Source organism: Wolbachia endosymbiont (group A) of Colletes cunicularius (assembly GCF_964264715.1).
Taxonomy (GTDB): Bacteria; Pseudomonadota; Alphaproteobacteria; order Rickettsiales; family Anaplasmataceae; genus Wolbachia.
This window is the reverse complement of the sequence record NZ_OZ183471.1, coordinates 497,185-522,568: the sequence shown is the minus strand read 5'-3', so window position 1 is coordinate 522,568 and position 25,384 is coordinate 497,185. Positions and strand designations below refer to the sequence as shown.

33 protein-coding genes, 2 tRNA genes and 4 pseudogenes are annotated in these 25,384 nt (G+C 34.5%); 28 read left to right on the top strand and 11 right to left on the bottom strand.

Annotation, left to right across the window (positions count from 1 at the left end):
- The first annotated feature begins 51 nt into the window (after positions 1 to 51).
- The 10 genes and pseudogenes from ACFELZ_RS03075 to ACFELZ_RS03030 all read left to right on the top strand — a co-directional run.
- Positions 52 to 519: a P44/Msp2 family outer membrane protein gene (locus ACFELZ_RS03075; RefSeq protein ID WP_375316481.1), complete on the top strand. Its 468-nt coding sequence runs from the start codon at positions 52 to 54 to the stop codon at positions 517 to 519.
- 330 nt (positions 520 to 849) lie between these two features.
- Positions 850 to 1,152 carry a 50S ribosomal protein L21 gene (gene rplU / locus ACFELZ_RS03070; RefSeq protein WP_375316480.1) on the top strand — a complete coding sequence of 101 codons (303 nt, stop codon included), beginning with the start codon at positions 850 to 852 and terminating at the stop codon, positions 1,150 to 1,152.
- A 10-nt stretch (positions 1,153 to 1,162) separates the two neighbouring features.
- A complete protein-coding gene (rpmA, locus tag ACFELZ_RS03065) occupies positions 1,163 to 1,432 on the top strand; it encodes a 50S ribosomal protein L27 (RefSeq protein WP_096617064.1) in 270 nt (89 codons plus the stop codon).
- A 9-nt stretch (positions 1,433 to 1,441) separates the two neighbouring features.
- Positions 1,442 to 1,518: transfer RNA gene (locus ACFELZ_RS03060), tRNA-Ile, on the top strand.
- A gap of 64 nt (positions 1,519 to 1,582) precedes the next feature.
- Positions 1,583 to 2,755, top strand: a complete 1,173-nt coding sequence (metK, locus tag ACFELZ_RS03055) for a methionine adenosyltransferase (RefSeq protein WP_375316479.1) — start codon at positions 1,583 to 1,585, stop codon at positions 2,753 to 2,755.
- 307 nt (positions 2,756 to 3,062) lie between these two features.
- Positions 3,063 to 3,425: a helix-turn-helix domain-containing protein gene (locus ACFELZ_RS03050; protein ID WP_375315839.1), complete on the top strand. Its 363-nt coding sequence runs from the start codon at positions 3,063 to 3,065 to the stop codon at positions 3,423 to 3,425.
- On the top strand, positions 3,385 to 3,960 hold the full coding sequence (locus tag ACFELZ_RS03045) for an IS630 family transposase (RefSeq protein WP_375316645.1): 576 nt from the start codon (positions 3,385 to 3,387) through the stop codon (positions 3,958 to 3,960). The genes ACFELZ_RS03050 and ACFELZ_RS03045 overlap by 41 nt, the downstream gene beginning before the upstream one ends.
- Complete coding sequence (locus ACFELZ_RS03040; protein WP_375316478.1) at positions 3,951 to 4,133, top strand: hypothetical protein; 183 nt, start codon at positions 3,951 to 3,953, stop codon at positions 4,131 to 4,133. Before ACFELZ_RS03045 ends, ACFELZ_RS03040 begins: the two co-directional genes overlap by 10 nt.
- Before the next feature lie 61 nt (positions 4,134 to 4,194).
- Positions 4,195 to 4,518: a hypothetical protein gene (locus ACFELZ_RS03035; protein ID WP_375316644.1), complete on the top strand. Its 324-nt coding sequence runs from the start codon at positions 4,195 to 4,197 to the stop codon at positions 4,516 to 4,518.
- A pseudogene (locus ACFELZ_RS03030) lies at positions 4,487 to 4,801 on the top strand (hypothetical protein); the annotation flags it as partial. The gene ACFELZ_RS03035 and the pseudogene ACFELZ_RS03030, both read left to right, overlap by 32 nt.
- Before the next feature lie 132 nt (positions 4,802 to 4,933).
- On the opposite strand, the pseudogene ACFELZ_RS03025 reads toward ACFELZ_RS03030, so the two are convergent.
- Positions 4,934 to 5,092: pseudogene (locus tag ACFELZ_RS03025) on the bottom strand (IS982 family transposase); the annotation flags it as partial.
- A gap of 58 nt (positions 5,093 to 5,150) precedes the next feature.
- On the opposite strand from ACFELZ_RS03025, the gene ACFELZ_RS03020 reads away from it, so the two are divergent.
- The 4 genes from ACFELZ_RS03020 to ACFELZ_RS03005 are packed head-to-tail and all read left to right on the top strand — an operon-like array spanning position 5,151 to position 6,622.
- Positions 5,151 to 5,348, top strand: a complete 198-nt coding sequence (locus ACFELZ_RS03020; RefSeq protein ID WP_375315797.1) for a transposase — start codon at positions 5,151 to 5,153, stop codon at positions 5,346 to 5,348.
- Between the two features lie 3 nt (positions 5,349 to 5,351).
- Complete coding sequence (locus ACFELZ_RS03015) at positions 5,352 to 5,516, top strand: hypothetical protein (RefSeq protein WP_375315781.1); 165 nt, start codon at positions 5,352 to 5,354, stop codon at positions 5,514 to 5,516.
- Positions 5,459 to 5,917, top strand: a complete 459-nt coding sequence (locus ACFELZ_RS03010) for a transposase (RefSeq protein WP_375316623.1) — start codon at positions 5,459 to 5,461, stop codon at positions 5,915 to 5,917. The genes ACFELZ_RS03015 and ACFELZ_RS03010 overlap by 58 nt, the downstream gene beginning before the upstream one ends.
- A gap of 51 nt (positions 5,918 to 5,968) precedes the next feature.
- The gene (locus tag ACFELZ_RS03005) at positions 5,969 to 6,622 is read left to right on the top strand and encodes a hypothetical protein (RefSeq protein WP_375316477.1); all 654 of its coding nucleotides are present in this window, start codon (positions 5,969 to 5,971) and stop codon (positions 6,620 to 6,622) included.
- 415 nt (positions 6,623 to 7,037) lie between these two features.
- On the opposite strand, the gene ACFELZ_RS03000 is transcribed toward ACFELZ_RS03005, so the two are convergent.
- Together ACFELZ_RS03000 and ACFELZ_RS02995 are read right to left on the bottom strand one after the other, a co-directional pair.
- Positions 7,038 to 7,421, bottom strand: coding sequence for a transposase (locus tag ACFELZ_RS03000; protein WP_375316619.1), 384 nt, complete (start codon positions 7,419 to 7,421; stop codon positions 7,038 to 7,040).
- 17 nt (positions 7,422 to 7,438) lie between these two features.
- Positions 7,439 to 7,804 carry a transposase gene (locus ACFELZ_RS02995; RefSeq protein WP_375315821.1) on the bottom strand — a complete coding sequence of 122 codons (366 nt, stop codon included), beginning with the start codon at positions 7,802 to 7,804 and terminating at the stop codon, positions 7,439 to 7,441.
- A 74-nt stretch (positions 7,805 to 7,878) separates the two neighbouring features.
- Here ACFELZ_RS02995 and ACFELZ_RS02990 point away from each other — a divergent pair.
- From ACFELZ_RS02990 to ACFELZ_RS02980, 3 genes and pseudogenes are all read left to right on the top strand, one after another.
- Positions 7,879 to 8,376: pseudogene (locus tag ACFELZ_RS02990) on the top strand (transposase DNA-binding-containing protein); the annotation flags it as partial.
- Between the two features lie 53 nt (positions 8,377 to 8,429).
- Complete coding sequence (locus ACFELZ_RS02985; RefSeq protein ID WP_375315786.1) at positions 8,430 to 9,290, top strand: IS982 family transposase; 861 nt, start codon at positions 8,430 to 8,432, stop codon at positions 9,288 to 9,290.
- A gap of 844 nt (positions 9,291 to 10,134) precedes the next feature.
- Positions 10,135 to 10,208: transfer RNA gene (locus ACFELZ_RS02980), tRNA-Arg, on the top strand.
- Between the two features lie 8 nt (positions 10,209 to 10,216).
- Here the strand turns inward: ACFELZ_RS02980 and ACFELZ_RS02975 are convergent.
- Both ACFELZ_RS02975 and ACFELZ_RS02970 read right to left on the bottom strand, forming a co-directional pair.
- On the bottom strand, positions 10,217 to 11,167 hold the full coding sequence (locus ACFELZ_RS02975) for a complex I NDUFA9 subunit family protein (RefSeq protein ID WP_375316476.1): 951 nt from the start codon (positions 11,165 to 11,167) through the stop codon (positions 10,217 to 10,219).
- Between the two features lie 50 nt (positions 11,168 to 11,217).
- Entirely contained in the window at positions 11,218 to 12,594 is a 1,377-nt protein-coding gene (locus tag ACFELZ_RS02970; protein ID WP_375316475.1) for a UDP-N-acetylmuramoyl-tripeptide--D-alanyl-D-alanine ligase, read from the bottom strand.
- 143 nt (positions 12,595 to 12,737) lie between these two features.
- Between ACFELZ_RS02970 and ACFELZ_RS02965 the strand changes: the two genes are divergently transcribed.
- The 6 genes from ACFELZ_RS02965 to mdh are packed head-to-tail and all read left to right on the top strand — an operon-like array spanning position 12,738 to position 16,515.
- A complete protein-coding gene (locus ACFELZ_RS02965) occupies positions 12,738 to 13,721 on the top strand; it encodes a hypothetical protein (protein ID WP_375316474.1) in 984 nt (327 codons plus the stop codon).
- 3 nt (positions 13,722 to 13,724) lie between these two features.
- Positions 13,725 to 14,090 (top strand): HIT domain-containing protein, encoded by a 366-nt coding sequence (locus tag ACFELZ_RS02960; RefSeq protein WP_375316473.1) that lies wholly within the window; start codon positions 13,725 to 13,727, stop codon positions 14,088 to 14,090.
- A 21-nt stretch (positions 14,091 to 14,111) separates the two neighbouring features.
- Positions 14,112 to 14,465 carry an NADH-quinone oxidoreductase subunit A gene (locus tag ACFELZ_RS02955; protein ID WP_006279576.1) on the top strand — a complete coding sequence of 118 codons (354 nt, stop codon included), beginning with the start codon at positions 14,112 to 14,114 and terminating at the stop codon, positions 14,463 to 14,465.
- A 3-nt stretch (positions 14,466 to 14,468) separates the two neighbouring features.
- Positions 14,469 to 14,984, top strand: a complete 516-nt coding sequence (locus ACFELZ_RS02950) for a NuoB/complex I 20 kDa subunit family protein (protein ID WP_375316472.1) — start codon at positions 14,469 to 14,471, stop codon at positions 14,982 to 14,984.
- Positions 14,977 to 15,549 carry an NADH-quinone oxidoreductase subunit C gene (locus ACFELZ_RS02945; protein WP_253307178.1) on the top strand — a complete coding sequence of 191 codons (573 nt, stop codon included), beginning with the start codon at positions 14,977 to 14,979 and terminating at the stop codon, positions 15,547 to 15,549. The genes ACFELZ_RS02950 and ACFELZ_RS02945 overlap by 8 nt, the downstream gene beginning before the upstream one ends.
- A gap of 3 nt (positions 15,550 to 15,552) precedes the next feature.
- Complete coding sequence (gene mdh, locus ACFELZ_RS02940) at positions 15,553 to 16,515, top strand: malate dehydrogenase (protein ID WP_375316471.1); 963 nt, start codon at positions 15,553 to 15,555, stop codon at positions 16,513 to 16,515.
- Here mdh and ACFELZ_RS02935 read toward each other — a convergent pair.
- The 3 genes from ACFELZ_RS02935 to ACFELZ_RS02925 are packed head-to-tail and all read right to left on the bottom strand — an operon-like array spanning position 16,490 to position 18,463.
- Positions 16,490 to 17,299 (bottom strand): TatD family hydrolase, encoded by an 810-nt coding sequence (locus ACFELZ_RS02935; protein WP_375316470.1) that lies wholly within the window; start codon positions 17,297 to 17,299, stop codon positions 16,490 to 16,492. The genes mdh and ACFELZ_RS02935 overlap by 26 nt on opposite strands.
- Positions 17,296 to 17,742, bottom strand: a complete 447-nt coding sequence (locus tag ACFELZ_RS02930; RefSeq protein WP_375316469.1) for an RNA pyrophosphohydrolase — start codon at positions 17,740 to 17,742, stop codon at positions 17,296 to 17,298. Before ACFELZ_RS02930 ends, ACFELZ_RS02935 begins: the two co-directional genes overlap by 4 nt.
- Before the next feature lie 34 nt (positions 17,743 to 17,776).
- On the bottom strand, positions 17,777 to 18,463 hold the full coding sequence (locus ACFELZ_RS02925; protein ID WP_375316468.1) for a hypothetical protein: 687 nt from the start codon (positions 18,461 to 18,463) through the stop codon (positions 17,777 to 17,779).
- A 112-nt stretch (positions 18,464 to 18,575) separates the two neighbouring features.
- Between ACFELZ_RS02925 and rsfS the strand changes: the two genes are divergently transcribed.
- The 3 genes from rsfS to ACFELZ_RS02905 all read left to right on the top strand — a co-directional run bounded on the left by rsfS (position 18,576) and on the right by ACFELZ_RS02905 (position 20,942).
- Positions 18,576 to 18,902 carry a ribosome silencing factor gene (rsfS, locus tag ACFELZ_RS02920; RefSeq protein ID WP_375316643.1) on the top strand — a complete coding sequence of 109 codons (327 nt, stop codon included), beginning with the start codon at positions 18,576 to 18,578 and terminating at the stop codon, positions 18,900 to 18,902.
- Between the two features lie 244 nt (positions 18,903 to 19,146).
- Complete coding sequence (gene tyrS, locus ACFELZ_RS02910) at positions 19,147 to 20,397, top strand: tyrosine--tRNA ligase (RefSeq protein WP_375316467.1); 1,251 nt, start codon at positions 19,147 to 19,149, stop codon at positions 20,395 to 20,397.
- A gap of 68 nt (positions 20,398 to 20,465) precedes the next feature.
- Positions 20,466 to 20,942: an SWIM zinc finger domain-containing protein gene (locus ACFELZ_RS02905; protein ID WP_375316466.1), complete on the top strand. Its 477-nt coding sequence runs from the start codon at positions 20,466 to 20,468 to the stop codon at positions 20,940 to 20,942.
- 89 nt (positions 20,943 to 21,031) lie between these two features.
- On the opposite strand, the pseudogene ACFELZ_RS02900 reads toward ACFELZ_RS02905, so the two are convergent.
- From ACFELZ_RS02900 to grxC, 3 genes and pseudogenes are all read right to left on the bottom strand, one after another.
- Positions 21,032 to 21,830: pseudogene (locus tag ACFELZ_RS02900) on the bottom strand (IS982 family transposase).
- Between the two features lie 727 nt (positions 21,831 to 22,557).
- A complete protein-coding gene (locus ACFELZ_RS02895) occupies positions 22,558 to 23,430 on the bottom strand; it encodes a hypothetical protein (RefSeq protein ID WP_375316642.1) in 873 nt (290 codons plus the stop codon).
- A 118-nt stretch (positions 23,431 to 23,548) separates the two neighbouring features.
- Positions 23,549 to 23,899 (bottom strand): glutaredoxin 3, encoded by a 351-nt coding sequence (grxC, locus tag ACFELZ_RS02890; protein WP_375316465.1) that lies wholly within the window; start codon positions 23,897 to 23,899, stop codon positions 23,549 to 23,551.
- Between the two features lie 68 nt (positions 23,900 to 23,967).
- On the opposite strand from grxC, the gene ribF reads away from it, so the two are divergent.
- Positions 23,968 to 24,900 carry a riboflavin biosynthesis protein RibF gene (ribF, locus tag ACFELZ_RS02885; protein WP_375316464.1) on the top strand — a complete coding sequence of 311 codons (933 nt, stop codon included), beginning with the start codon at positions 23,968 to 23,970 and terminating at the stop codon, positions 24,898 to 24,900.
- Positions 24,897 to 25,373 carry a signal peptidase II gene (gene lspA / locus ACFELZ_RS02880; RefSeq protein WP_096617753.1) on the top strand — a complete coding sequence of 159 codons (477 nt, stop codon included), beginning with the start codon at positions 24,897 to 24,899 and terminating at the stop codon, positions 25,371 to 25,373. Before ribF ends, lspA begins: the two co-directional genes overlap by 4 nt.
- The last annotated feature ends 11 nt before the right edge of the window (positions 25,374 to 25,384 follow it).

Genomic DNA, 25,384 nt, shown 5'->3' with positions numbered 1-25,384 from the left:
TTTAATGCTTATATTTGTATACATGCATATATCAATATTTGGAAGGTAAAAATGAAAAAATTACTTACCTTAGTAACTATATTGCCTGCTATTTCTTTGTCAGTACCATGTTTTGGAGTTGATTGGGTTAGAGATAGGATCTATACTTCTTCGTCATACAGTTCTGGCAATTTTAGTCATAGTATCGGTTATCACTACACAAACAGCGTAAAAATTTCAGTTGAGCCTATGATTTCAGTTGCAAATATTTTTAAATATAGACTGCAAGGAGGAATTTTAGCAAATTTACGTTATCATTACGAGTTTACAAACACGGATATCACTCCGTATGTCAATGTTGGTATAAGTGCTGCTATCGATTTTATTGGACAGTCAAAGTTTGGTTTCTCATATAAAATAAGCTCTGGTCTTGATTTTCCGCTTTCTTCAAGGACAAGTGCTTTTGCTGGTTATAGTCTATTGAAAGCATTTGAAGATTATAATCATGGATTTGAGCTTGGAATAAATTATAACTTATAAAACCCCAGCTGAATAGCAACAGGTTGTACTTTTTTCAAATTGAAGCTGAATTTTTGCTAGATAATTAATAAGCCATATTATGGAGTTTTAATTAGAGACCTGCCGCAAAAGCAAAGTGAGGGAGATTAAAAATGATCAAGTTTTGCTTCTGTTCAAAACAAGATTTTTTGAGAATTAATTATTGTCTGAGAAAAAGCAGATAACAAGGTGAAAAAAGATAGAAGTATTTAAGTAGCTCAGAAGGAGCATTAAGTCATGTTTTTTATTTATATTGACAGCATATATGACATCGTTTACGATTAAAGTTAATAACAATAATTTATATTTATCATGTTTGCAGTAATTGAGACTGGTGGAAAACAATATTTAGTAAAAGAAGGCAGTATAATAAAAGTAGAGAAGTTAGAAGTTGAAGAAAAAAAAGAGGTAGAAATCAATAAGGTGATTTGCACTTCAAATAATGGCTTATCTTATTCATCTAATGCTACTGTTAAAGCTGAAGTATTGGAGCAGTGTAGAGGAGAAAAAATTATAATCTTTAAGAAGAAAAGAAGAAAAAATTACCGTAGAAAGACTGGTCATAGGCAGTATATAACTGTTCTTCGTATCAATGAAATTAATCTTCAAAAGTAAGAGGTAAGATATGGCAACTAAAAAATCAGGTGGTAGTTCCTGTAATGGTAGAGATTCAGCAGGTCGTAGGTTAGGAATAAAGAAGAATGGGAAGGTTATTCCTGGTAACATAATTGTGCGCCAAAGAGGCACAAAATTCCATCCTGGGAAGAATGTTGGTATAGGTAAAGATCATACGATTTTTGCCAAAGTAGAAGGCTGGGTCAGCTTTAGAAGGTCAGCAAATAAAAAGACTTTTATTGATATCTTGCCTACAGATAATATGAAAGCTTCAGCTTGAATAAATCAGGGGTCTGTAGCTCAGGTGGTTAGAGCGCACGCCTGATAAGCGTGAGGTCGGAGGTTCAACTCTTCCCAGGCCCACCATTTAGTAATTACTAACTGTGTTTTTTATAGCGGTTTTGGTATTGTATAAGCAGAAACCTAAAGCATGAGTTTATATAAAAATTTAGTAACCAGTGAGTCAGTGGCGGCTGGTCATCCAGATAAAGTAGCAGATCAAATTTCAGATGCAATACTTGATGAATACCTTTTCACTGATCCTTTTGCGCGAGCTGCAATAGAGACTTTAGTCACCAAAGATAACGTTATTATAGCTGGGGAAGTATTCGGACCTAACATCAAAAATAGCAGGATTGAAAGTATTGTACGGAATACAATAAAAGATATTGGTTATGAGCATGATGGTTTCCACTGGAGAAAAGTGAAGGTAAATATACTGCTGCATGAGCAATCAAATGACATTGCAATAGGGTTGGATCAAGGTGCTGGGGATCAGGGCATAATGTATGGCTATGCAACAACAGAGACAGAAAACCTTATGCCAGCACCCATTTTTTATGCACACTCGATTCTGAAAAATATCATGAGCGCAGTTAAAGAAGCAAAGCTTGGTCCGGATGCAAAATCACAAATCACTTTGGCATATGAGAATAACCTCCCGGTACTTGCTGAAAGTATTATTGTCTCAATACAGCACCCTGAGGATTTGGATCAATCAAAAGTAAAAGAAATAATTTATCCTTACATAGTTTCATCTTTACCTAAAGGGTGGATATGTCCTGAGGAAAATCTCTTAGTCAATCCAACTGGTAGATTTGTTATTGGTGGACCGGTTAGTGATTGTGGATTAACCGGACGAAAAATTATGGTTGATACCTATGGAGGTTATATTCCACACGGTGGAGGGGCATTTTCCGGAAAAGATGCAACCAAAGTTGATAGATCTGCAGCTTATATGGCAAGATACCTTGCTAAAAATATTGTCTTTGCAGGTTTAGCTGAACGTTGTCTTGTGCAGCTTTCTTATGCAATTGGTGTATCAAAACCTACTTCATTCTATATTGATACATTTGGTACGAATGCGGTGGAGGAAAGAGTAATTAAAGAGTTTATCGAGAATAGTATAGATTTATCAACAAAAGGCATAATCAAGCATTTATCGCTTAATCGCCCTATATATAAACGTACAGCCTGTTATGGACATTTTGGTAAAGAGTCAGAAAATGACGGTGGATTTTCTTGGGAAAGCATGAACTTGTCTGCTGATCTTTGTAGAGAATTCAATATAGAAGGTAATAGTAAAATTTCTTTAGATTGCTAAAATTTTTGATTTACAGCCTCATATTTATATACTAGCTTATTGTTGAAGTATAATTGCTTTTTCATAATCATTATACTGTATTAGTGATAATTATTATATTCAGTTTTTATTGTGAGGCTCATAAAGTGTATAACGAAATAGAAGGAGAACTGTACAACGTAATTGTAAAAGAGCTTTCCGATCTTATTGATAGGATGAAAGAACATCCTTTTTATGTTGAATTGATGAATGGTACTTTATAGCTAACCGAAATAAGGTTTCCTCAAAGGAGTGTAAAAAGGTATAATACTGCTTTAATTAAGGTAGAATGATGGCAAAGCCATATAGTGAGGACCTGAGGGAACGAGTTTTAAAAGTGGTTGACGAGAAAAAAATGACTATGGAAGAAGTAAGCAAGATGTTCAAAATTGATAGAAAAACTATATACTGGTGGAGGAAAAGAAGAGAAGAAACAGGAAGTATAAAACCGTCTTCAGGCTACCAAAAGGGACATAGTCATAAAATTAAATACTTAGATGGCTTTGTCAAATTTCTGGATGAAAACCGAGATATTACGGTTGAAAAAATAATTGAAAAATTTGGCAACATGTGCAAAGACACAGTCTACAATTATCTTAAAAAAGTAAACTATACATATAAAAAAAACTTTTCTTTATCAGGAAAGGAATGAAGAGAAACGCAAGGAGTTCATAAAAAAAATAGAAGGAATAGAAAAAGAAAACTTGATATTCATAGATGACTCTGGAGTAGAAGACAACAGATTTTATGAATATGGGTGGTCTCAAAAAGGCAAGAGGTTATTTGCCGATAAACCAGGGTTTAAAAGAAAGAGGGTAAGCATAATAGGAGCACTAAATGAGGGAAAAGTTAAAGCTTCCTGGGTAATTGAGGGCTACTGCAACAGCGAGATTTTTGATGCTTATGTAGAAAATATACTTGTTCCTATATTAAAACCTGGACAGACTATTGTTCTCGATAATGCAAGCTTTCATAAATCTGCAAGAACGAAAAATTTGATAGAAAATGTTGGGTGTAAAATTTTGTTCTTGCCGCCATACTCACCGGATTTAAATCCGATTGAGAAGTTCTGGTTTGCCATTAAGCATGCCATAAGAAAAGTGCTGCCAAGCTTTTGGCCCAATATTAATTCGGCTATTGATTTTGTCTTTCAGCTCTCGGGGAAATCTTACTTCGGTTGGCTATAGATTATAAAAGATTTAAATTTTACCTTCAGCAGGATTTTCTAGGTTCTGTAGATTGTGCTCGTGCTCATTTAGTTGTTGCAGCTAAAGTTAATGATGTTGAAACAATAAGTAGGTTAATTGATATAGCAAAAGGAGCATTTGATTTTCGAGAACAATATAAAAAATATTTCTAGGATTGTGATCTATCTGATAATCATAAAAGTCAAGAGCTTTTCTGCCTGTGTTGACCTTTTCATGAGTACTGCGTATCACAATTCTGTTACTGAGACCTTAGTGTTGTCTTATTCTTCCTTTAATGTATACCAAATTGTTATATGCCATATGGCAAATGAGGTAACAACTAAGGGGATTAAAAATAACAAATACAAAAAGTGGATTGATATCTGTAATAGCAAAGGAATGGACGCGGTGGTTGAGGAGGTTAGTGATATTACAAGTAGGCTATACAAAAGAGCTAGTGACTGTGAAAAGGAAAAGATATATGAGCTTTGTAGGAAAGGACTGGAGCTAGAGATAATGTTTTTGGATGAGGCATATTGCTCTAATATACCTCAATAAAAACGCATTAGCACAAGTTGTTTACGTTGGCAGTATTGTAGTGTTCAGTGGTATAATTAAGAGTTGTTATGGATCAAATCTTTTAAAGGATATAATTAAGCATCCTTTTAATGTTGAATTGGAGAATAACACTCTAAGTATAGAAAGTTTCAGATTCTATATTCAACAAGGTACATTACTCTTGAGTGATTATATTCGTACCGTCTTAATTACTGCATCCAGGGTAGAAGGCTGTAACAATGTTGTTTCACTTATTAGGGTGGCTCGAGGGGCAATTGCTATTGAGAGAATTTTGCATAACCACTACTTTGCTATATATGCTATAAGTCGTGGAGAGAAATCTCTTGAGTGCTTAAATTTTACTAATTTTCTTTTGTCTACCTCATATAGCAACACTTATGACGCGAATTCTGGATTAAGGAAGGAAGAAAGTATAGGAAATAGAAGGCTTTGTGGATTTGATGGAATAGGAAATGAGAGTAGAAAAGATATGAACCAAAAAATTAACAGGGGATCTATGGCGAGTGTGTTCAATTTCTAGTCTATTTTTTAGGTAACCAAAAACAGTCTCAGAGCCTGTCTTCAAACTAAGTAGAAAGGAGTTAAGAAGTGTGTTATAAGATATATTTTAAATGTATCCAAGCGATATAAGTGACAAAGAATGGAAGATAATAGAGCTATATTTTGAACCTAAAAAGACCGGCAGACCAAGAAAACATAGTATTAGAACAATTATTAACGCAATCCGCTATGTGATGAGAACAGGATGTCAATGGAGACAACTGCCTAAAGATTTTCCACCATGGAAAACAGTGTATAGTTGTAATTAGCGATTGAAAAAAAGTGGAATATGGCAAGAGATTCATGATTTTCTAGTTAAAAAAGTAAGAGAGATAATTGGTAAGAATGAAACTCCATCAGTGGGAATAATAGATAGCCAATCAGTAAAAACTACTCAAAAAGGGGATCCAGAGGATATGATGCTGGCAAGAAAGTAAAGGGTAGAAAGCGCCACATCGTTGTAGATACTGTAGGTCTTGTAATTGCTGCTGAAGTACAAAGTGCAAGCATTCAGGATCGTGATGGTGCACTAAATCTTTTTGTTCAAGCCAAATGCAAAGCTCCAACATTACATAAGTTTTTTGCTGATCAAGGATACACAGGTAAATTGCAAAACCTCTGCTTATTGGAAACTGGATGTTTATTGACGATTACCAAGAAAATAGTTGATACAGGATTTCAGGTTATTCCCAAACGTTGGATTGTTGAGAGAACCTTTGCTTGGCTCTCCAATTTTAGACGTATGAGTAAGGATTATGAGCATTCTCCTCTCACTTCAAAAAATAACATCTTTTTTAATATGATCACTATTATGCTTCACAAATTAGCTCATTCTTGAGTTTGAAGACAGGATCTAAGAGTAAATTTATTTAAATAGTGAGGTACGAAAATGAGTAAAAATAACAATCAACAATACAAAAACTATTCTGAAGATTATAATGGTAAAATAGGTATTGACACTAATGGACAAAAGTTTCAATTAATCAAAAATAACTCAAATCCTGTATACAATTATGAAGTTCGTGATATGGATGGAGATTATATATATAGCATTAGAGAACAATGTATACCAAAATTCTTTAATAAGATATATAAGCCTTCAGAGTCAAAGATCTTTGACAAAGCACCAGAAACTATAGAGGAAGTATTACCAAAAGTATTTTCATTCCAAGATGAAGGTATAAAATATAGCATAAGGTATGACGACATGTCATCACAAGAGAAATTCCAAATTCAAAAGGACATTCATGTTGCTTATGAAAATTTTAAAAAATTGTTTGATGTAAACAAACCTGAAACAACTTTAAATTTAGGAGTTAATGTTTTTAACAACAAGAATGATTACCAGAAATATAATGAATTAGCTGGCATTGACGCAGATAATGCTTATGGTGCAACTGATGGTAAAGCGATAGTAGTATACAAATTTGCCGGTATGGACTTTGTTTTAGGTCATGAGCTGGGCCATGTGTTCCAAAATGAGCTATTAACAAATATGAAGAATTCATTAGACCATGAATTAGTTGGAAATTGTGTGCCGTAGAAGCATAAAGGATGCTCAGACAAAGAGCAAACTAAGTGCAAAAGCTACATAATAGATGAGGGTGGGCCCCTCAAAGCCGGTTTACAAGAGCAGGCTTTAAACAACCGTAAGCTGCTTTGATAAAGAGTCAAGGTAGTGAGAGTTACGGAAAAGGCACAATTATGTGTCATGTGTTAAATAGAGAGACGAACGCAAGTGAACCACTGATGAAGTGTCGAAACATCAAAGGTGACGTCAAAACCAGGGGGTAATTTCTAACTTGGGATAAACCTATCGGAAACTTGTTTACTGGGTAGGTGGCGTCCGGCATAAAGCTTACTATTACCCATAAATCTAAAAGGAGAAAAAGCTGCTATCTTACTAATTCAACTTTCTATTATAAATAGATCTATGGTCTAAGAGCCTGTCTTCAAACTCAAGAATGAGCTAATTTGTGAAGCATAATAGTGATCATATTAAAGAAGATGTTGTTTTTTGAAGTGAGAGGAGAATGCTCATAATCCTTACTCATACGTCTAAAATTGGAGAGCCAAGCAAAGGTTCTCTCAACAATCCAACGTTTGGGAATAACCTGAAATCCTGTATCAACTATTTTCTTGGTAATCGTCAATAAACATCCAGTTTCCAATAAGCAGAGGTTTTGCAATTTACCTGTGTATCCTTGATCAGCAAAAAACTTATGTAATGTTGGAGCTTTGCATTTGGCTTGAACAAAAAGATTTAGTGCACCATCACGATCCTGAATGCTTGCACTTTGTACTTCAGCAGCAATTACAAGACCTACAGTATCTACAACGATGTGGCGCTTTCTACCCTTTACTTTCTTGCCAGCATCATATCCTCTGGATCCCCTTTTTGAGTAGTTTTTACTGATTGGCTATCTATTATTCCCACTGATGGAGTTTCATTCTTACCAATTATCTCTCTTACTTTTTTAACTAGAAAATCATGAATCTCTTGCCATATTCCACTTTTTTTCAATCGCGAATTACAACTATACACTGTTTTCCATGGTGGAAAATCTTTAGGCAGTTGTCTCCATTGACATCCTGTTCTCATCATATAGCGGATTGCGTTAATAATTGTTCTAATACTATGTTTTCTTGGTCTACCGGTCTTTTTAGGTTCAAAATATAGCTCTATTATCTTCCATTCTTTGTCACTTATATCGCTTGGGTACATTTAAAATATATCTTATAACACACTTCTTAACTCCTTTCTACTTAGTTTGAAGACAGGCTCTAAAAATGGAATATATGATGAAAAGAACTATAAATACCTCAACTGGCGAATGGGCAGAAAGTGAATTTGGAATTGTTAATTTTGGTGATATAAGATTAAGTAAAAGGCTTCTAAAAATAGTTAATAGTTTTGCTGAATCGCCTGAGTGTTCAATAAATCAAGCTTGTGAAGATTGGCATCAAAGTAAAGCAGCTTATAGATTTTTCCAAAAAGATGCCATTTCTGAAAGAAAGATATTAGACAGTCATATAATTAAAAATGTTGAAAGAGCTAAAGAATACTCAACTATCTTAGCTATCCAGGACACGAGTTATATTTCATATAAAAATCATAAAAAGACCGAAGGATTAGGGATTATAGCAGCAAGATTAACATCTAAAACAACTAATTTTAAAACCCATGGATTAGTGATGCATACAACGTTTGCAGTTACAACAGAAGGACTACCTGTAGGATTATTGGATCAAAAAATTAGTACTAACGTGAATTCTGGATTAAAGGAGAATAGAAAAGGCAAGAAAACAGGGTAAACTCAGCAGTGATAAAAAAATAGATGAGGTTACCCATGGAAGATATAACAAAACTGTTTTGTTTGGTCGATGATTTTTGCAGAGATATAGAGAAAAATTTTGCAGATAAACTACTGCCAAATGGTAAAAACCCCACAAGAACAACGGAAATTGAGCACTCCGAAATCATGACAATAATCCTGCTATATCAACAATCTCCGTGTAAAACTTTCTATCTACATTACCTAACGTTGCTCTACAAATCAGAGTTTCCAAAGTTACCTTCATATACCAGGTTTGTTGCTCTAAAGCCTAGGGTTTTGTGGCATTTAGCAATGTTGTTGCATTGGCTTTGTGGACAGTCAGAAAACACTGGAATTTCATATATAGACACAACTCCCATTGCAGTTTGTCATGCAAAAAGAATATCCAAAAACAAAGTTTTTGCTGGAATTGCAAAATTAAGCAAGAGCACTTACGGCTGGTTTTTTGGTTTCAAATTACATATGGTAATCAATGAAAATGTTGAAATTCATGCACTTACGCTAACAAAAGGCAATGTTGATGATAGGATACCTGTGCCAAATCTGACGGAAAAATTAATCGGTCTTTTGTTTGGTGACAAAGGTTATATTGCAAAAGAGCTTTTTCAGAAGCTGTTTGACCGAGGTTTGAAACTTGTTACCAAGGTGAAAAAAGGTATGAAAAATACATTGATTTCGCTAAATGAGAAGATTTTACTGAGAAAAAGGTCTATCATTGAGACTGTTTTTGGTTACCTAAAAAATAGACTAGAAATTGAACACACTCGCCATAGATCCCCTGTTAATTTTTTGGTTCATATCTTTTCTACTCTCATTTCCTACTCCATCAAATCCACAAAGCCTTCTATTTCCTATACTTTCTTCCTTCCTTAATCCAGAATTCGCGTTTTTAGATTTATTGGTAATAGTAAGCGCTAACAAGCAGCGGGATGACGATTGTCAGGGTGTCATTCCAGCGCCCCTATGATGTCATCCAAGTAGCCAACACTGGGATCCAGGAAACTTAACTCTACACCAAGTAAATGTACAATAAGAACTAGATTCCAGACTGGAATGACAGCAGTCCTACGTCATACCACCGCGGCGCTAACACGTAGCGGGATGACGATTGTCAAGGTGTCATCCGAGTAGCTTGACTACTTGGATCCAGAAAACTTAACTTTAAATAAGTGGCTGCATAATAAAGACTAGATTCCAGCGTCACGCGCTGGAATGACACCATTTTCGGTCTCTTAAATTGCTTTAGCTGTAAACATTAAGAAATTTACCAAACGGAAAAAAAGGCAAAAGAAGCCCCGTGGTGCGAGTTTTGACTCTATATTACTGTAAGTGGCGCTGTAATAATGTGCTGACGCTTAGTTTAAGCGCGATTTGGCTGAATGTAGAAAAAATAAAAAAGACATGCAGCCGCTATAATTTTATGTAATCCGCCAAAAAACACCCTAAGTTTTTTACTGAATTTTGTCATTGAGCCTGCAGGTCAAAAACAAGTTTTGAGTCATAAATACCCTTAATACTACAATAAGGGAGCTGGCGGAGTTTGTCAAGCAACTTTCTATATAATATTTTCTAAAATAAATGGACTTCTCGCATCCAATTTCGGCAGCGCGTGACACACAACTGCAATGACAAGGTGTTGTAAGATATTACCACAAACATCATATTCACACGAAATACTTGACTTCACTTGTACTAAGAAGCATTTTATATATATTGTGTGCCCGTAGCTCAGCTGGATAGAGCAACAGCCTTCTAAGCTGTGGGTCGTAGGTTCGAATCCTACCGGGCACACTCTTCTATCAATACTTTCTATAAATCTTCAAGTATTCTGGCACCACATTTTCAATTGCTAATGGTCGAACCTTCATTGTTTCAAGGTCAGCTGACTTTTCGATTGAGCTATTCATCATAACTTTCACCTGATCTTGAGTAAGCACAGGGTTCGTATCTCTGGTTATTGGTTTTAGCAGCATAGAAATAATTTTATTTTCTAAAAAGAAAGCTATTAACTTTGCCATTGGAAAAGATACATTGATCAACAAACACTTTCTGTTAGTAACATTCAGAATAAACTTCAATAAGCTTTTGAAAGAGTAAACCTTTGGTCCACCCATGTTATAAATTTTCTTGTCTTGCTTATTAAAACTGATAATACGATATACCACTTCAGCTAAGTCTGTTACACATATTGGCTGAAATTTAGTCGTTCCATTGCCAATTAGCGGCAAAAAAGGAAGAACAGTTGCTAATCTTGCAAATTTATTAAAGAAGTTATCTTCTTTACCAAATACAAGGCTTGGCCTAATTATTATTGCTTCTTGAAATGCTGAAGTTACAGCTTTTTCACCTTCCAATTTACTTTTGGCATATTTTGACAACTTACTATTTTCTATTCCCATAGCGGAAAAATGTATCATCATAGGTACATTTTTCATTTTTGCAGCTTTTGCTATCCTTTCAGCTATTTTAACGTGAACAGCGTAAAAATCGTGCTTTTTTGCTTCATATAATATTCCCACTAAGTTTATGGCTACATCACATTCTTCCATACCCTCTAGAACTGATTTTTCATCAAAAAAATCGCCTTTAAATATTGATATTTGTCCCAAATTGCCACACAATTTTAAACAAGCAGCTTTTTCCTGATTACGAGTGAATATCTTTATTAAATATCCTTCTGCTGCCAAGCGTCTTACGATGTGTTTCCCTATAAACCCCGTTCCACCAAAAATGATTACACGTTTTGTCACGATTAAAGTTCCTAATAATTTGTTACTGTAAATTAATACAATGATTTTGCTTAATATTCTATTATGAATTCCCGTACAATAAGATCCATTTTCATTCTTCGTGAGCTTTTAACTAGAATTGCGTCATTATTCTGAATAATGTTAGCTAAATCACTTTTCAATTGATTAGAATCATTAAAATGCGCGCCTCTTATATTATCTGGCAAAAGCTCATGCAATTCTAACATAAATTTACCAACTGTATAAATTTTATCTATATTATTTTCTGTGATAATCTTAACCAAATCTGTATGAAATTCTATGCTTTTATCACCAAGTTCCAACATATCACCAAGCAAAGCTACTTTTCTCTGATTAGAATATGTACTCAAAGTTTTTATTGCAGTTTTCATCGAAGCAGGGCTGGCGTTATAGGAGTCATCAATTAAATGTATATATTTTTTATTGTATTTGACCTTATGAATATTGCCTCTACCTTTCGTTACACTAAAATTCTTAAGTGCAAGTGGTAATTTTGATAAATCAAGTCCAAGGCTCTGCACAACTGCTGCAACAACAAGTAGCGAATAAGCAAAATGCTCACCTTGCACACGTAAATTACAGTTTATAGTTTGATTATCACTCAGCCTGATTTTTAAATTTAGCCCGTCATCATTTCTTATTAGGTCCAACAAACAAACTTCAGCATTTTTATCTTTACCGAAGCTTATTACATTTCTATTGGCATGTGATGAGAGATAATCATAATATTTATTATCTCTGTTTAAGACCAAAGTACCATTACTTTTCATACCATATAGAATTTCTAACTTCGCTTGTGCAACGTCAAATAGTGATGAAAAATTTTCAGTATGTGCAGGTTCGATGTTGGTAATAACTGCAATATTTGGATTACTAATCTTTGATAATTCTTTTATTTCACCAGCTTTATTCATTCCCATTTCAAGGATTAAGTACTGGCAGTTTTTTGGAGCTTTTAGAATTGTCAAAGGCAATCCTATATTATTATTTAAGTTACCTTCGTTTGCATGGAACACTCCATATTGCGATAAAACAGTGTGCAGCATATCCTTTGTAGTGGTTTTCCCGACACTGCCTGTAATTGCAATAACTTTAGCATCAACAAGAATATTTCTAATATAGTATGATGCCATATCGTGCAAAGCTTTCAGGGTATCTTGTACAATAATGAGAGGGAAATTTTTATATTTACCCTCACTTACTATTGCAGCGGCAGCCCCTTTTAAAAACGCTTCATGCAAAAAATTATGGCCATCAAAATTCTTTCCCTTGAGTGCAATAAATAAATCACCTTTTTTTATGCTTCTTGTGTCCGTTGAAATATTTGAGCTATGTGTCCAATTACAACCATTTACGTCTCTTCCGCCAGTTGCATCAATGATATTATTTGTGTTCCATTTAAACATAATTTAGAGAGTACTCTTTAAAGTGAATTGAATAAAGTAGCAAATACCACATGTTTTAGACAATGTATAAATAATGGTTGCAATCCCTATAATTCTATCTTATAATGGATATAGAAGTTTAAATTTTTTCGTCTATAATTAAAATGTATTTAGTTATAGAAAGTACCTTGGAGGCATGTATGGCAGGATCTATTTGGGCTAAGATAGGCGGAGCAGTTAAAACAGGTGTAGAAGCTACACGTCGTGTGCTTACTCTTGTGCCTAAAACACTTATTTACCCTATAAAGAAGCCGTTTGCTTCAATGGGTGAAATGAAACATGATGCTACAGTTTCGTTAAAGGAAGCTGTTGGTATAGATGTACCTAAAGAAGAAAGGGAATATGACCCACCTATAGAAACCACACAAGCTAGTGAGAATCTTGGTGTACAAATAACAGAGCAAAAGAAAGGGAAAGGAAAGGTAGCTTTTTTAGCGTCAAGGGCTCTGACGGGAGATATACCTTATTTGAACGATGAACAATTAGGTAAAATAAAAGTAGGTTTACCGAATGTAACTATTTTTAGAGAAGAAAACAAAATTGTAATTGAAATTAACGTTGAGGAAATAGCTAACACTATTAAAACTAATCCTGATAATAAAGGCAAGAGCGAGAAAGAAATAAGAGAGCTTGTTCTTAAAGGAATTGCTAATAAAGTTGACGAAGACCTTAAGAAGCTGGCAGGAATTACTGGTGGAGAATTTAAAATTCATACAGACTTAAAATTGCTGAATGGTATTGCAGAAAAATTGTATCGAGAATATGATAACCAGAACAAACCATCAAAAACTCTAAGGTCAGCACAAACTGGAAAGTCACCAGGGCAGTCTTCAGAAACTGTTACAAGTACAGATGAATTAGTAAAATCTTTTAACATTACTAATCCTAGCGAGTTTCCTTTTGGTAAAAGTAAAGAAGCTATTTCTCCTATAAAAAATATGCAGTTATCAGAACGAGATATCAAAAAGCAAGCAGAAGGATTGGGAAGTACTTTTTTAAATTTTGAAAATGCCTCTGGTGAAGTAATAAAGCCACTATCTACGCCTGATGTAGAAAGAAATAAAGGAAGAGGGAAAGGTCGCTCTTAAAATATGAGCAATGAAGTTTATGATAGCAATAACATCTTTGCTCAAATATTAAGGGGTGAGTTACCTTGTGAGAAGGTACATGAAAATGAAAATCTACTAGCTTTTCGTGATAAGTACCCTGACGCACCAGTTCACATTTTAGTTATACCAAAAAATCAATATATTTCATACGATGATTTTATTCTAAAAGCTTCTGAAGAGGAGATAGTAAGTTTTTTCAAAATTGTCAGAGAAATAGCACATAAATATAATTTAGAAAAAACAGGATATAGATTAGTCACTAACTACGGTGAAAATGGAGAGCAGGTTGTACCACACTTTCACGTGCATATTTTAGGTGGTAAAAAGTTAGGAAAGCATGTAAACTAATAGTGTTATATGTTTTGTTAAATGAGCGAATATCTAACCATAGTAATCTTTATCTGCGTATCAATTGTAGTATCTTTTGCTTTAGGTATATTGCCTATGTTTCTTGCAGTGAGTAAGCCAGATGGTGAAAAACTTTCCACATATGAGTGTGGCTTCAATCCACTATCCAGTGCAAGAAAAAATTTTGACATTAAATTTTACCTAGTTTCAATATTATTTATAATATTTGACTTAGAAATTGCTTTTCTTTTTCCTTGGGCTGTTTCTTTATCTAAGATAAGCTATGGTGGATTTTGGTCTATGATGGTATTTCTTGCAATACTCACTATAGGTTTTATCTATGAATGGTGTAAAGGTGCATTAGAGTGGGAGTAGTTTATGACAAATCAAATTCTATCTAATGATGACTGGGGTCGTTATAAAAAAGAAGGGTTTCTTGTTACTAAATTTGGTGATTTAATAGATTATGTAATGAATTGGGCAAGGTCTGGTTCATTGTGGCCAATGACATTTGGTCTTGCATGTTGCGCAGTTGAGATGATGCATACTGCATCCAGCCGTTATGATCTTGATAGATATGGCATAATGTTTCGTGCAAGCCCACGTCAATCAGATGTGATGGTTGTTGCTGGCACACTAACTAATAAAATGGCAGCAGCATTGCGCAAGGTTTATGATCAAATGGCAGACCCGAAGTATGTTATTTCTATGGGAAGTTGTGCAAATGGTGGTGGTTATTACCATTACTCTTATTCAGTAGTCCGAGGCTGTGATAGAATTGTGCCAGTTGACGTGTATGTCCCTGGATGCCCACCAACCGCTGAGGCGTTGCTATATGGAATGCTATGCCTACAAAACAAAATAAAACGAACTCAGAATATAAAGCATGGATAAAACTGCAAGGCATATACAAAAAAAGACCAAGTGTGAGTGCATTCAAAAAGATGATGGCATTATTGTAATATATTCAACTTTAGATGAAATTGAAAAGCACCTATCCTTTCTACGTGATGATGAAAAGTGTAGGTTTGAACTATTAGTTGATATTTTTGGGGTTGACTATCCAGATCGAGAAAAGCGCTTTGAGTTAGTGTACAATTTACTCAGCATTGTGCATAATATTAGAGTACACATAAAACTTCAATTATGTGAGGGCGATATGCCTCCAAGCATAGCAAAGGTATTTAGCACAGCTTCGTGGTTTGAGCGTGAAGTGTTTGATATGTATGGAATAGAATTCTCTGATCACCCTGATTTGCGTAGGATTCTAACAGACTATGGATTCAAAGGTCATCCAATGTTAAAAGATTTCCCTCTCACTGGTTATGAGGAAGTAAGATACGATATAGAGGCAAAAAAGGTTGTATATAATCCTATAGATTTATCGCAAGATTTTCGTATGCTTGATAGCCTATCGCCTTGGGAAGGTAAAACCATAAAAGTAAATACAAAGGAGTAGAAAATGACAGTACAAAGAAAAAAAATATCTTTAATCGGTGCAGGAAATATCGGTGGAACTCTTGCCCATATGATTGCACTCAGGGAACTCGGCAATGTTGTTTTACTTGATATTAGTGATGGAATACCGCAAGGTAAAGCACTCGACATAGCAGAATCATCCCCTATTGATGGATTTAATTCTGGTTTAACTGGAACTAATCAATACAAAGATATAGAAAATTCTGATGCAATCATCATAACAGCAGGCATTGCTAGAAAACCTGGAATGAGCAGGGATGACCTCCTGCAAACCAATGCTAAAGTAATGAAGGAGATTGGTGAAAATATTAAGAAGTATTCTCCAAATGCGTTTGTAATAGTGGTTACCAACCCTTTGGATGCCATGGTTTCAGTGGTGCATAAATTTTCAAACCTTCCAGCTAACATGGTTGTTGGAATGGCAGGAGTGCTTGATTCTTCCCGTTTCCGTTATTTTCTTGCAAGTGAATTAAATATTTCAGTTGAAGATATATCTGCTTTTGTGCTTGGAGGACATGGTGACACTATGGTGCCACTCATTAATTGCACTTCTATCGCTGGCATTCCACTTACCCAAGTTATCGATATGGGTCTCATTACGCAGAAAAAAATTGATGAAATAGTTGAACGCACTCGCAATGGCGGTAAAGAAATAGTTGATCTGCTTAAGTCTGGATCTGCATACTACGCTCCTGCATCTTCAGCTATATGCATGTTAGAGTCATATTTAAAAGATAAAAGGCTTATATTACCATGTGCTGCTTACCTTAATGGTGAATATGGTGTAAAAGATTTGTTTATTGGTGTTCCTGTAATTATTGGAAAAAATGGAGTTGAAAAGGTCCTAGAAGTTAAGATGGATAATAGTGAACGAGAAATGTTCGATAAATCTGTGAATGCAGTGAAAGAACTATTTAGGCTCATAAGCAAATCAATGGTTTTATAGAATTTCCTTGTAGCTCAAGTTTCGTAAACAGCCTAAAAAAGTTGCTTGTGGTTATTTCTGCTACTTTGTCGGGTGACTCATTCCATAACTCTGCCAAACAATCCACAACATATTTTACCATTGCTGGTTCGTTCTTTTTTCCTCTGTAAGGCTCAGGTGATAGATACGGTGCATCAGTTTCAACCAAAACACGTTCGCGTGGTACACCTTGTGCAATTCCTCTGAGTAAGCTCGCATTTTTAAAAGTAATGATTCCAGAAAATGAAATATATAACCCTAAATCTATAGATTGATAAGCAAGCTCTTTAGAGGAAGCAAAGCAGTGCATTACTCCACCAAAAGTGCCAGTTTTCATTTCTGATTTTAATATATCAATCATCTCATCATCAGCATTTCTAGTGTGAATAACTAAGGGCAACCCAGTTATTCTTGCTGCTTCTATGTGTGATGCAAAACTTTTTTTCTGATTGTCTTTGTTGTCAGATTTATAAAAATCTAACCCGGTTTCACCGACACTAATTACCTTTTGATTCTTAGTAAATTCAATTAATTCATCAGCATGTATACACTCACCGTTTTCTATAGCAGCATCAAGTGGATGTATACCAACAGAGAAGTAGACTTGATCGTAGGATGAAGAAATTTTTAGTAATTTAGGGATATTATCAATGCTTACGCATATGTTATGCAAAATTTTTACACCATTTTGCTCTGCCCTTGAAATTACTTTTGGTATTTCATCATCGGAAAAATAAATCAAGTGGCAATGAGAATCTACTATCATGAGCTTATTGTTGAGGCTTTTATTATAGGAAAAAACTCTTCTATCACTGTCTTATAAACTTCTTTTTTAAATGATATAGCATTGGCTACTAAATCATCTATACTTTGCCAACGCCACTCTTTGAACTCTGGATGATCAGTATAATTAATATCAATATCCTTATCCTCTCCATAAAATTTCATTAAGAACCACCTTTGCTTTTGACCAGAATATTTCCCATTCCAGCACTTTGGTATAACTTCTTCAGGCAAGTTGTAGTATATCCAATCCTTGCTTTTAGTTATAACCTTTACTTTATTAGTACCAACTTCCTCTAGCAACTCACGTAACGCTGCTTGTTCCAGTTCCTCACCATCATCAACACCTCCTTGTGGCATCTGCCAGTAAGAGTCGCTATCAAAGCGTTTTCCAATAAAGGCATGTCCTTGTCTGTTAAATAGCATTATGCCAACACAAGGACGATACTTATCTTCCTGCTCAACCACGAGTACGCTCTGTTTTTAAATGATTTGTTACAGAAGTTTTAATTAATTTTCCATTTTTTTCTTCCTTCATCTCTTCAACAATTTTCTTTGCAACTTCCTTTGCACTTAAGTTTGAGTTATCAATTTCAAGTGTACCTTCCGGTATAAATAGCCTTTTCCATTCAATTCTTTTCATAACAAAATCCAAATCAGTAATTTTATTTTTCCGGCATCTCTCCTTTGAGTGAATACTCCTTGCTAGTTCTTCGTCATTACAATGTAACACTACAGGAAGAATTTCCATATCCATTTTTTTACTTAAATTTACCACAGAGTTGTATATTCTCTGATCATAGGGGTCACCCTCTATCAATTCATTTGTAAATATATAATGTTTTGATTTTATGTAGTGTTTTTCTAGTATTGCTAATACATTTTCCCTAACTGCAAAAATTTTTTCCCATAGTTCATCTGGAACTTCAGCATCCTGCAATTTAACAATATCAAATATAATATTATTGAGTAGATTATTGCTTACTATTACTGCATCAATGATTTTACACAGTTCCTTTGCAGTAGTAAACTTACCACTACCTGGAAAGCAGATTAAGTAGATGAGAGTCTTGCCCATAATGAATACTAGTAGAAAGCTATTTTCAATTATATATAAAAGTATATACATTGTACATGCTAAAAACATGATGATAAAATAGATGCAGGTAATACCTTTTTAACGAACAGTCGCGTTGAAAATAGTTCATATTTAGAGATTTTGAGTGTATAATTATAAGTAAATTAAATAATTTAAGATGATGACTAATGTATCCAGTGATACAGAATCAATAAAAAGCATGATTGTAAGTATAATAGATCAAAATAAAGGTCACAATATAGTTACTCTCGATGTGCAGAATAGAACCATTATTGCAAAATATATGATTATTGCATCTGGTGATTCAAGTCGCCATGTGAAAGCGTTAGCTGAACACGTAATAAAAAGTCTCGAGCGACATGATAAAATAGATGTAGAAGGTATGGATGAAGGCAATTGGGTGATTTTGAATTTTCAAGGCATAATGGTTCACATATTCAGGTCAGAAGTAAGGGAGTATTATAAAATAGAAGAGTTATGGAACTGATTGCCTGGATAGCTGGTGCACAACTGCACAAACGTTGTAATTTTGAAGGCAACTCCTGCACAGGTGGTGTCATTCCAGTGCTTGACACTGGAATCCAGTTTTTCATGCAATTTCATCGAAAACGTTGTATAGTGTGCTTGTTTATAATTAAGTTTTCTGGATCCCAGTGTCTGGGCACTGGGATGACATCTTTCCCTATTAGGGTTACTTCGCATTAATGACAGGATAGGCTGGGGTTTATAAAATGAAACACAAGTCCGAGTTTTTAAATTTTATCCAAGAAAGAGGGTATCTATACCAATGTACAAACATTGAAGGACTAGATCAGTTATTATTGCAGAGCAATTATATAGTCGCATACATTGGGTTTGATTGCACAGCACCAAGTCTTCATGCTGGTCACCTAATTCAGATTATGATGCTCCGTCACCTGCAGAAATTTGGTTATAAGCCGATAGTCTTACTTGGAGGTGGCACAACAAAAATTGGTGACCCATCCTTCAAAGATAAAGCAAGAAGCATCTTGCCCGTAGAGAACATCAATCAAAATACATCCAGCATAAGGAGAATATTAGAGAAAATGGTGTCTTTTAATGACAACAAGACTGGTGCAATGATAGTAAATAACGCAGATTGGTTGGATAACATAAAATACATAGATTTTTTGCGTGATATAGGAGCTTATTTTTCTGTAAATCGTATGCTAAGTTTTGATAGTGTGAAAACTAGGCTGGATAGAGAGCAAACCTTAAGCTTTCTGGAATTTAATTACATGCTATTGCAGGCTTATGATTTTGTTGAGTTGAATAAAAAGCATGGCTGTCGTCTGCAGATTGGAGGGTCAGACCAGTGGGGAAATATAGTAAACGGAATTGAGCTTGGAAAAAAGTTGAATTTACCTGAGCTGTTTGGCCTTACTGCCCCTCTTTTATTGAATGCTCAAGGGGTAAAAATGGGCAAAACTGAAAGTGGAGCAGTGTGGCTTGATGATAATATGCTAAAGCCTTACGACTACTGGCAATATTTTCGCAACGTTGATGATCAAGATGTTGGACGTTTTTTTAGATTGCTCACTGATGTGTCAATTGATGAGATCAAAAAGTTAGAATCCTTAAAAGATCAGGAAATAAATGAAGCAAAAAAAGTTTTAGCAACAGAGGTGACAAAAATATGTCATGGTGACAAAGAAGCGGAACTTGCACTATCTGCTGCAGTCTCTGCTTTTGAGAATGAAGATAGCTCACTACTTCCTGATTACATCATAAAAAAAGCACAAGTTGCAAGCGGCATATCCTTAGTAAACCTACTGCATGACACCGGTTTTGAACCTTCAAAAGGCGCTGCAAAGCGTTTAATACAGGGCAATGGGTGCAAAGTTAATGATAATATTATAAACAATGTTAACTACATAATAAATTCTGAGAGCTTTAAAGGTCAGTCATTTATAAAATTATCTGCAGGAAAGAAGCGCCATATTAAAGTTGTGGTGGATTAATAAATTTTTATGGAAGAAAGGATATATTAGAAAATTGAGGGCTTTATATATGAAATAAGGAGGCAAAAATGAGATTATATTATAAAGATATCAAAAATCTTCTTAAAGAATCTTACCTCTCTAGCGGAAGAGATTATTTCAACAAAGGAAAAGTACGAAACGTATCTATCAACAAATCTCACGCTAAATCAGAGGTAGTTGGATCAAGTGTATATCGGGTAAAACTAGAATACGATGGTCCATTCCTTAGTGGAAAGTGTTCCTGTCCTGCATTTGTGTATTATGGTCCGTGCAAGCATATGGCTGCAACGGGTTTTGCTTTGATTGATCTTGACAGAAAGGAGTATCGATCATCTATGTGCCCGGGATATGTTGATGAACAAACTCTCCTTGAAAGGTTTTTACTTAAAAAAACAAACAAAGAGCTCATTTCAATAATTGTTCGTCTAGGTGACCAACATCCAGAGATTTTTGAAGAACTAGAGGATAAAGAATATGAGCAATTTATTCAAAGTGAACTTTCAAAATCCGAGAATTATGTATAAAACAACTGGAAAGATGGTGAGATCAGGTAATCTATAGCTGATCCAAGGAAGATATCATACCGCCGCGGCGCTAACACGCGAATTCTGGATTAAGGAAGGAAGAAAGTATAGGAAATAGAAGGCTTTGTGGATTTGATGGAATAGGAAATGAGAGTAGAAAAGATATGAACCAAAAAATTAACAGGGGATCTATGGCGAGTGTGTTCAATTTCTAGTCTATTTTTTAGGTAACCAAAAACAGTCTCCTTTTTTCACGTTGGTAACAAGTTTCAAACCTCGGTCAAACAGCTTCTGAAAAAGCTCTTTTGCAATATAACCTTTGTCACCAAACAAAAGACCGATTAATTTTTCCGTCAGATTTGGCACAGGTATCCTATCATCAACATTGCCTTTTGTTAGCGTAAGTGCATGAATTTCAACATTTTCATTGATTACCATATGTAATTTGAAACCAAAAAACCAGCCGTAAGTGCTCTTGCTTAATTTTGCAATTCCAGCAAAAACTTTGTTTTTGGATATTCTTTTTGCATGACAAACTGCAATGGGAGTTGTGTCTATATATGAAATTCCAGTGTTTTCTGACTGTCCACAAAGCCAATGCAACAACATTGCTAAATGCCACAAAACCCTAGGCTTTAGAGCAACAAACCTGGTATATGAAGGTAACTTTGGAAACTCTGATTTGTAGAGCAACGTTAGGTAATGTAGATAGAAAGTTTTACACGGAGATTGTTGATATAGCAGGATTATTGTCATGATTTCGGAGTGCTCAATTTCCGTTGTTCTTGTGGGGTTTTTACCATTTGGCAGTAGTTTATCTGCAAAATTTTTCTCTATATCTCTGCAAAAATCATCGACCAAACAAAACAGTTTTGTTATATCTTCCATGGGTAACCTCATCTATTTTTTTATCACTGCTGAGTTTACCCTGTTTTCTTGCCTTTTCTATTCTCCTTTAATCCAGAATTCACGTTCATACTGCCGCAGACCGTCATACCGCCGCGGCGCTAACAAGTAGCGGGATGACGATTGTCAAGGTGTCATCCGAGTAGCTTGACTACTTGGATCCAGAAAACTTAACTTTAAATAAGTGGCTGCATAATAAAGACTAGATTCCAGCGTCACGCGCTGGAATGACACCATTTTCGGTCTCTTAAATTGCTTTAGCTACAAACATTAAGAAATTTACCAAACGAAAAAAAAGGCAAAAGAAGCCCCGTGGTGCTTTGACTCTATATTACTGTAAGTGGCGCTGTAATAATGTGCTAACGCTTAAAATAAGCGCGATTTAGCTGAATGTAGAAAAAATAAAAAAGACATGCAGCCGCTATAATTTTATGTAATCCGCCAAAAAATACCCTAAGTTTTTTACTGAATTTTGTCATTGAGCCTGCAGGTCAAAAACAAGTTTTGAGTCATAAATACCCTTACTGTCATAATAAGGGGGCTGGAGGAGTTTGTCAAGGAAGTTTTTTCGCTTCTGCGGACTACTTGAATAACGTCTACAATGTTTGTACAGCTATGTACATAGTGCTGAACCCAAAAAAAGAACCAAGTAGCTTGGCTACTTGGATGACAGAAGGTAATACAAGAAGTCTATTGGCTCTCGTATACCTTAATGAAATTTAACAAGTTTATCTATAGTTTTAGTGATGATTCTTGGAGTATCCGGAGAAACTGCTGAGCTCAGCCTATTTAACCGCTCTATAGCAAATTCGCTGTTCTCATTTGCTATGAAATCACATAAAATATTTTCTATATCCTTAGTAATACTTTCATGCTTTCTCAGAGGATGATTATGTGGATACCTACTGATGGTTTTGATACTGGAATATTCAACAAAAGCTTGATCCTTAAAAGCAAGTTGTCTCAATTTCTCTTTGAATTTTCCTTCTTCCTCTTTTGCTAAAAGGCAAGACTTCATCAGTGATTTTATAATCAAATTTATAGCTTGATGTATTTTAGAATGCACTATAACTTTAATGGTATTTTCTTCTACTATACAATCATAAACATTTTTTTCGCTCTGTAACGACTCTATTAATGTCTTGCTACTTTGTGAATTCAATTCCAAATTCTCTTCACTCATAGGAGTTATTATGAAGGTGTTCTTACTCACTCTGATGTTAAATTGTGGAGAGCCTTCAGAAAAAGAAAATGCTACATTCTTAGATTCAAGTGCGTGATTGTATGCAGCAAAAAGGGTGTGTGCTATAACACTGCTGGGCACCTTCACTCCATGTTTACTCAGGTGGTTCAATACATTTTCAACCTCATGATATGTAAAGCCTGTATCTTTTAGCAATTCAACAACTTCTATGCCGTCGCGCTGTTTATACTCTATTCTCACTTCTTCCATAAAAAGTGTTTTAGCTGCTATATGTTTATCAAGCACTGTGAAAATCTTGATGAAATTCTCTAAATCTTGTTTGTTAACTAATTCGATACTAATTAAGTTTCTGCTAATAATTGAAATATTTTTTGTCATTTTTCCCACTAAAAAAACTCACTAAATGAATTGTATTTTTAATTCATTAAGAATTGTTTAAGGTGAGCATACTAGCTTTTCACTTGTGCGTTACATGACAATGAAAGCAAGATGAAAATTATATAAAATCATCATGTAGTACAACGCCTTCTTCATATTTGTCATTGCTACTTGTGTAAGTTGTGACATCAATGTGACTGTCATTATTATTTAGCATATCATCCAATTTTCCTTCTTTTTCAAGATCCATCAATTTGTCACACCCCCCAATGTGCTTATCGTTAATAAAGATCTGTGGAACTGTTCTAACGTTATACTTTGATTTTATGTCGTTAAATAGATCTGAGTTTTTGAGCACATCGATTTCTTCATATTTCACACCTTTTTTATCCAGTAACTCTTTTGCTTTTTTGCAGAATGGGCAGTGATGCTTTACATATATTATAACTTTTCCTTTAGTATTTTTCACAATTTATCTCCGTAGCTTGCTAAAATATAGTTATTATATATAAGAAACATGTAAAAACATCAAATTGTATGAAAATTATTTATAATTGTGAGCAAGGGATAGAAAATAATATAGCACTAACCTTCGGAAATTTCGATGGCATTCATTTAGGACATGAATTTACAATTTCCACTCTAAAGAAGGTAGCACAAGAAAGAGGATTACCCTCTGCAGTTTTAACTTTTGAGCCTCACCCATCAACTGTTTTATTTGGTAGAAACAATTTTAGGTTAATAGACCAAGAACAAAAAAAGGAACTAATCAGCAGCTATGGTATAGATTACTTGTATATTATTAATTTTAGTAGAGGTTTTTCTGAGGTTAGCTGCGATGACTTTATCAGTGAGATTTTAATAGATAAATATGGTGCTAAACACATAATTGTCGGAGAAAATTGCACTTTTGGTCATAAACGATTGGGTGATATATTAACTCTAGAGAAATATTCTGAAACATATGGATACTCTTTGACTAAATTAGAGCCATTAATAATTGACGGCAAAATTTGCTCTTCTTCTTCAATCAGAGAGTATGTACAGAAAGGTGAAATAGACATTGCTAATAAATTACTTGGTAGACCTTATCAAGTTTCTGGTGTTGTGACAAAGGGTGCGTGTAGAGGTAGAGAAATAGGATTTCCAACCATAAATATTCCTATAGAAGATTGCATGATAAAACCAAAATTTGGTACATATTACGCTAAAGTGATGTTTTCTTATAATAACCCAAATTGGTTATATGGAGTAGTCAATATTGGCATGAGACCTACATTTAAGGATCTGAAAAAGCCTATAATAGAAATGCACATATTCGATTTTGATGAAGACGTATATAATCATAAAGTCAATGTACAACTTTTAAAATTCATAAGGTCAGAAAAAAAATTCCATAGTATTGAGGAGTTAACAAAACAGATAAATTATGATATACTTAAAGTTTATAGGTTAAAGGCAAATTTATGAAAAAGTTATGCTTAATTGTTATATTAATTATAGTATTGATTGACCAAACGAGCAAATTGTACATAAACTCATTGATTGATGAGGGAGAATCAATTGAGATCGCTAGCTTTATAAAGCTAGTTGAAGTTTGGAATTCAGGCATTAGTTTTGGAATGTGTAGCGCTTTACCGCATGGCGGTTTCTTTTTTTCAGCATTTTCAATACTAATAATTGGTATACTTGCATACTTGATATACAAGTCTGATGATCAGTCAACTTACCTTGGGTTTTCTCTGATGATTGGTGGAGCAATCGGAAACGTAGTTGATAGGATTTATTGGGGAGCTGTATATGATTTCATATATTTTCATATTGATGATTGGTATTGGCCAGCTTTTAATTTAGCGGATTTATCTATAGTTTGTGGAATGTTTACATTGTTATATAAGTGGTATATATACGATATGTTTATTTCTAAACAAAATGAGGAATAAAATAATTATTT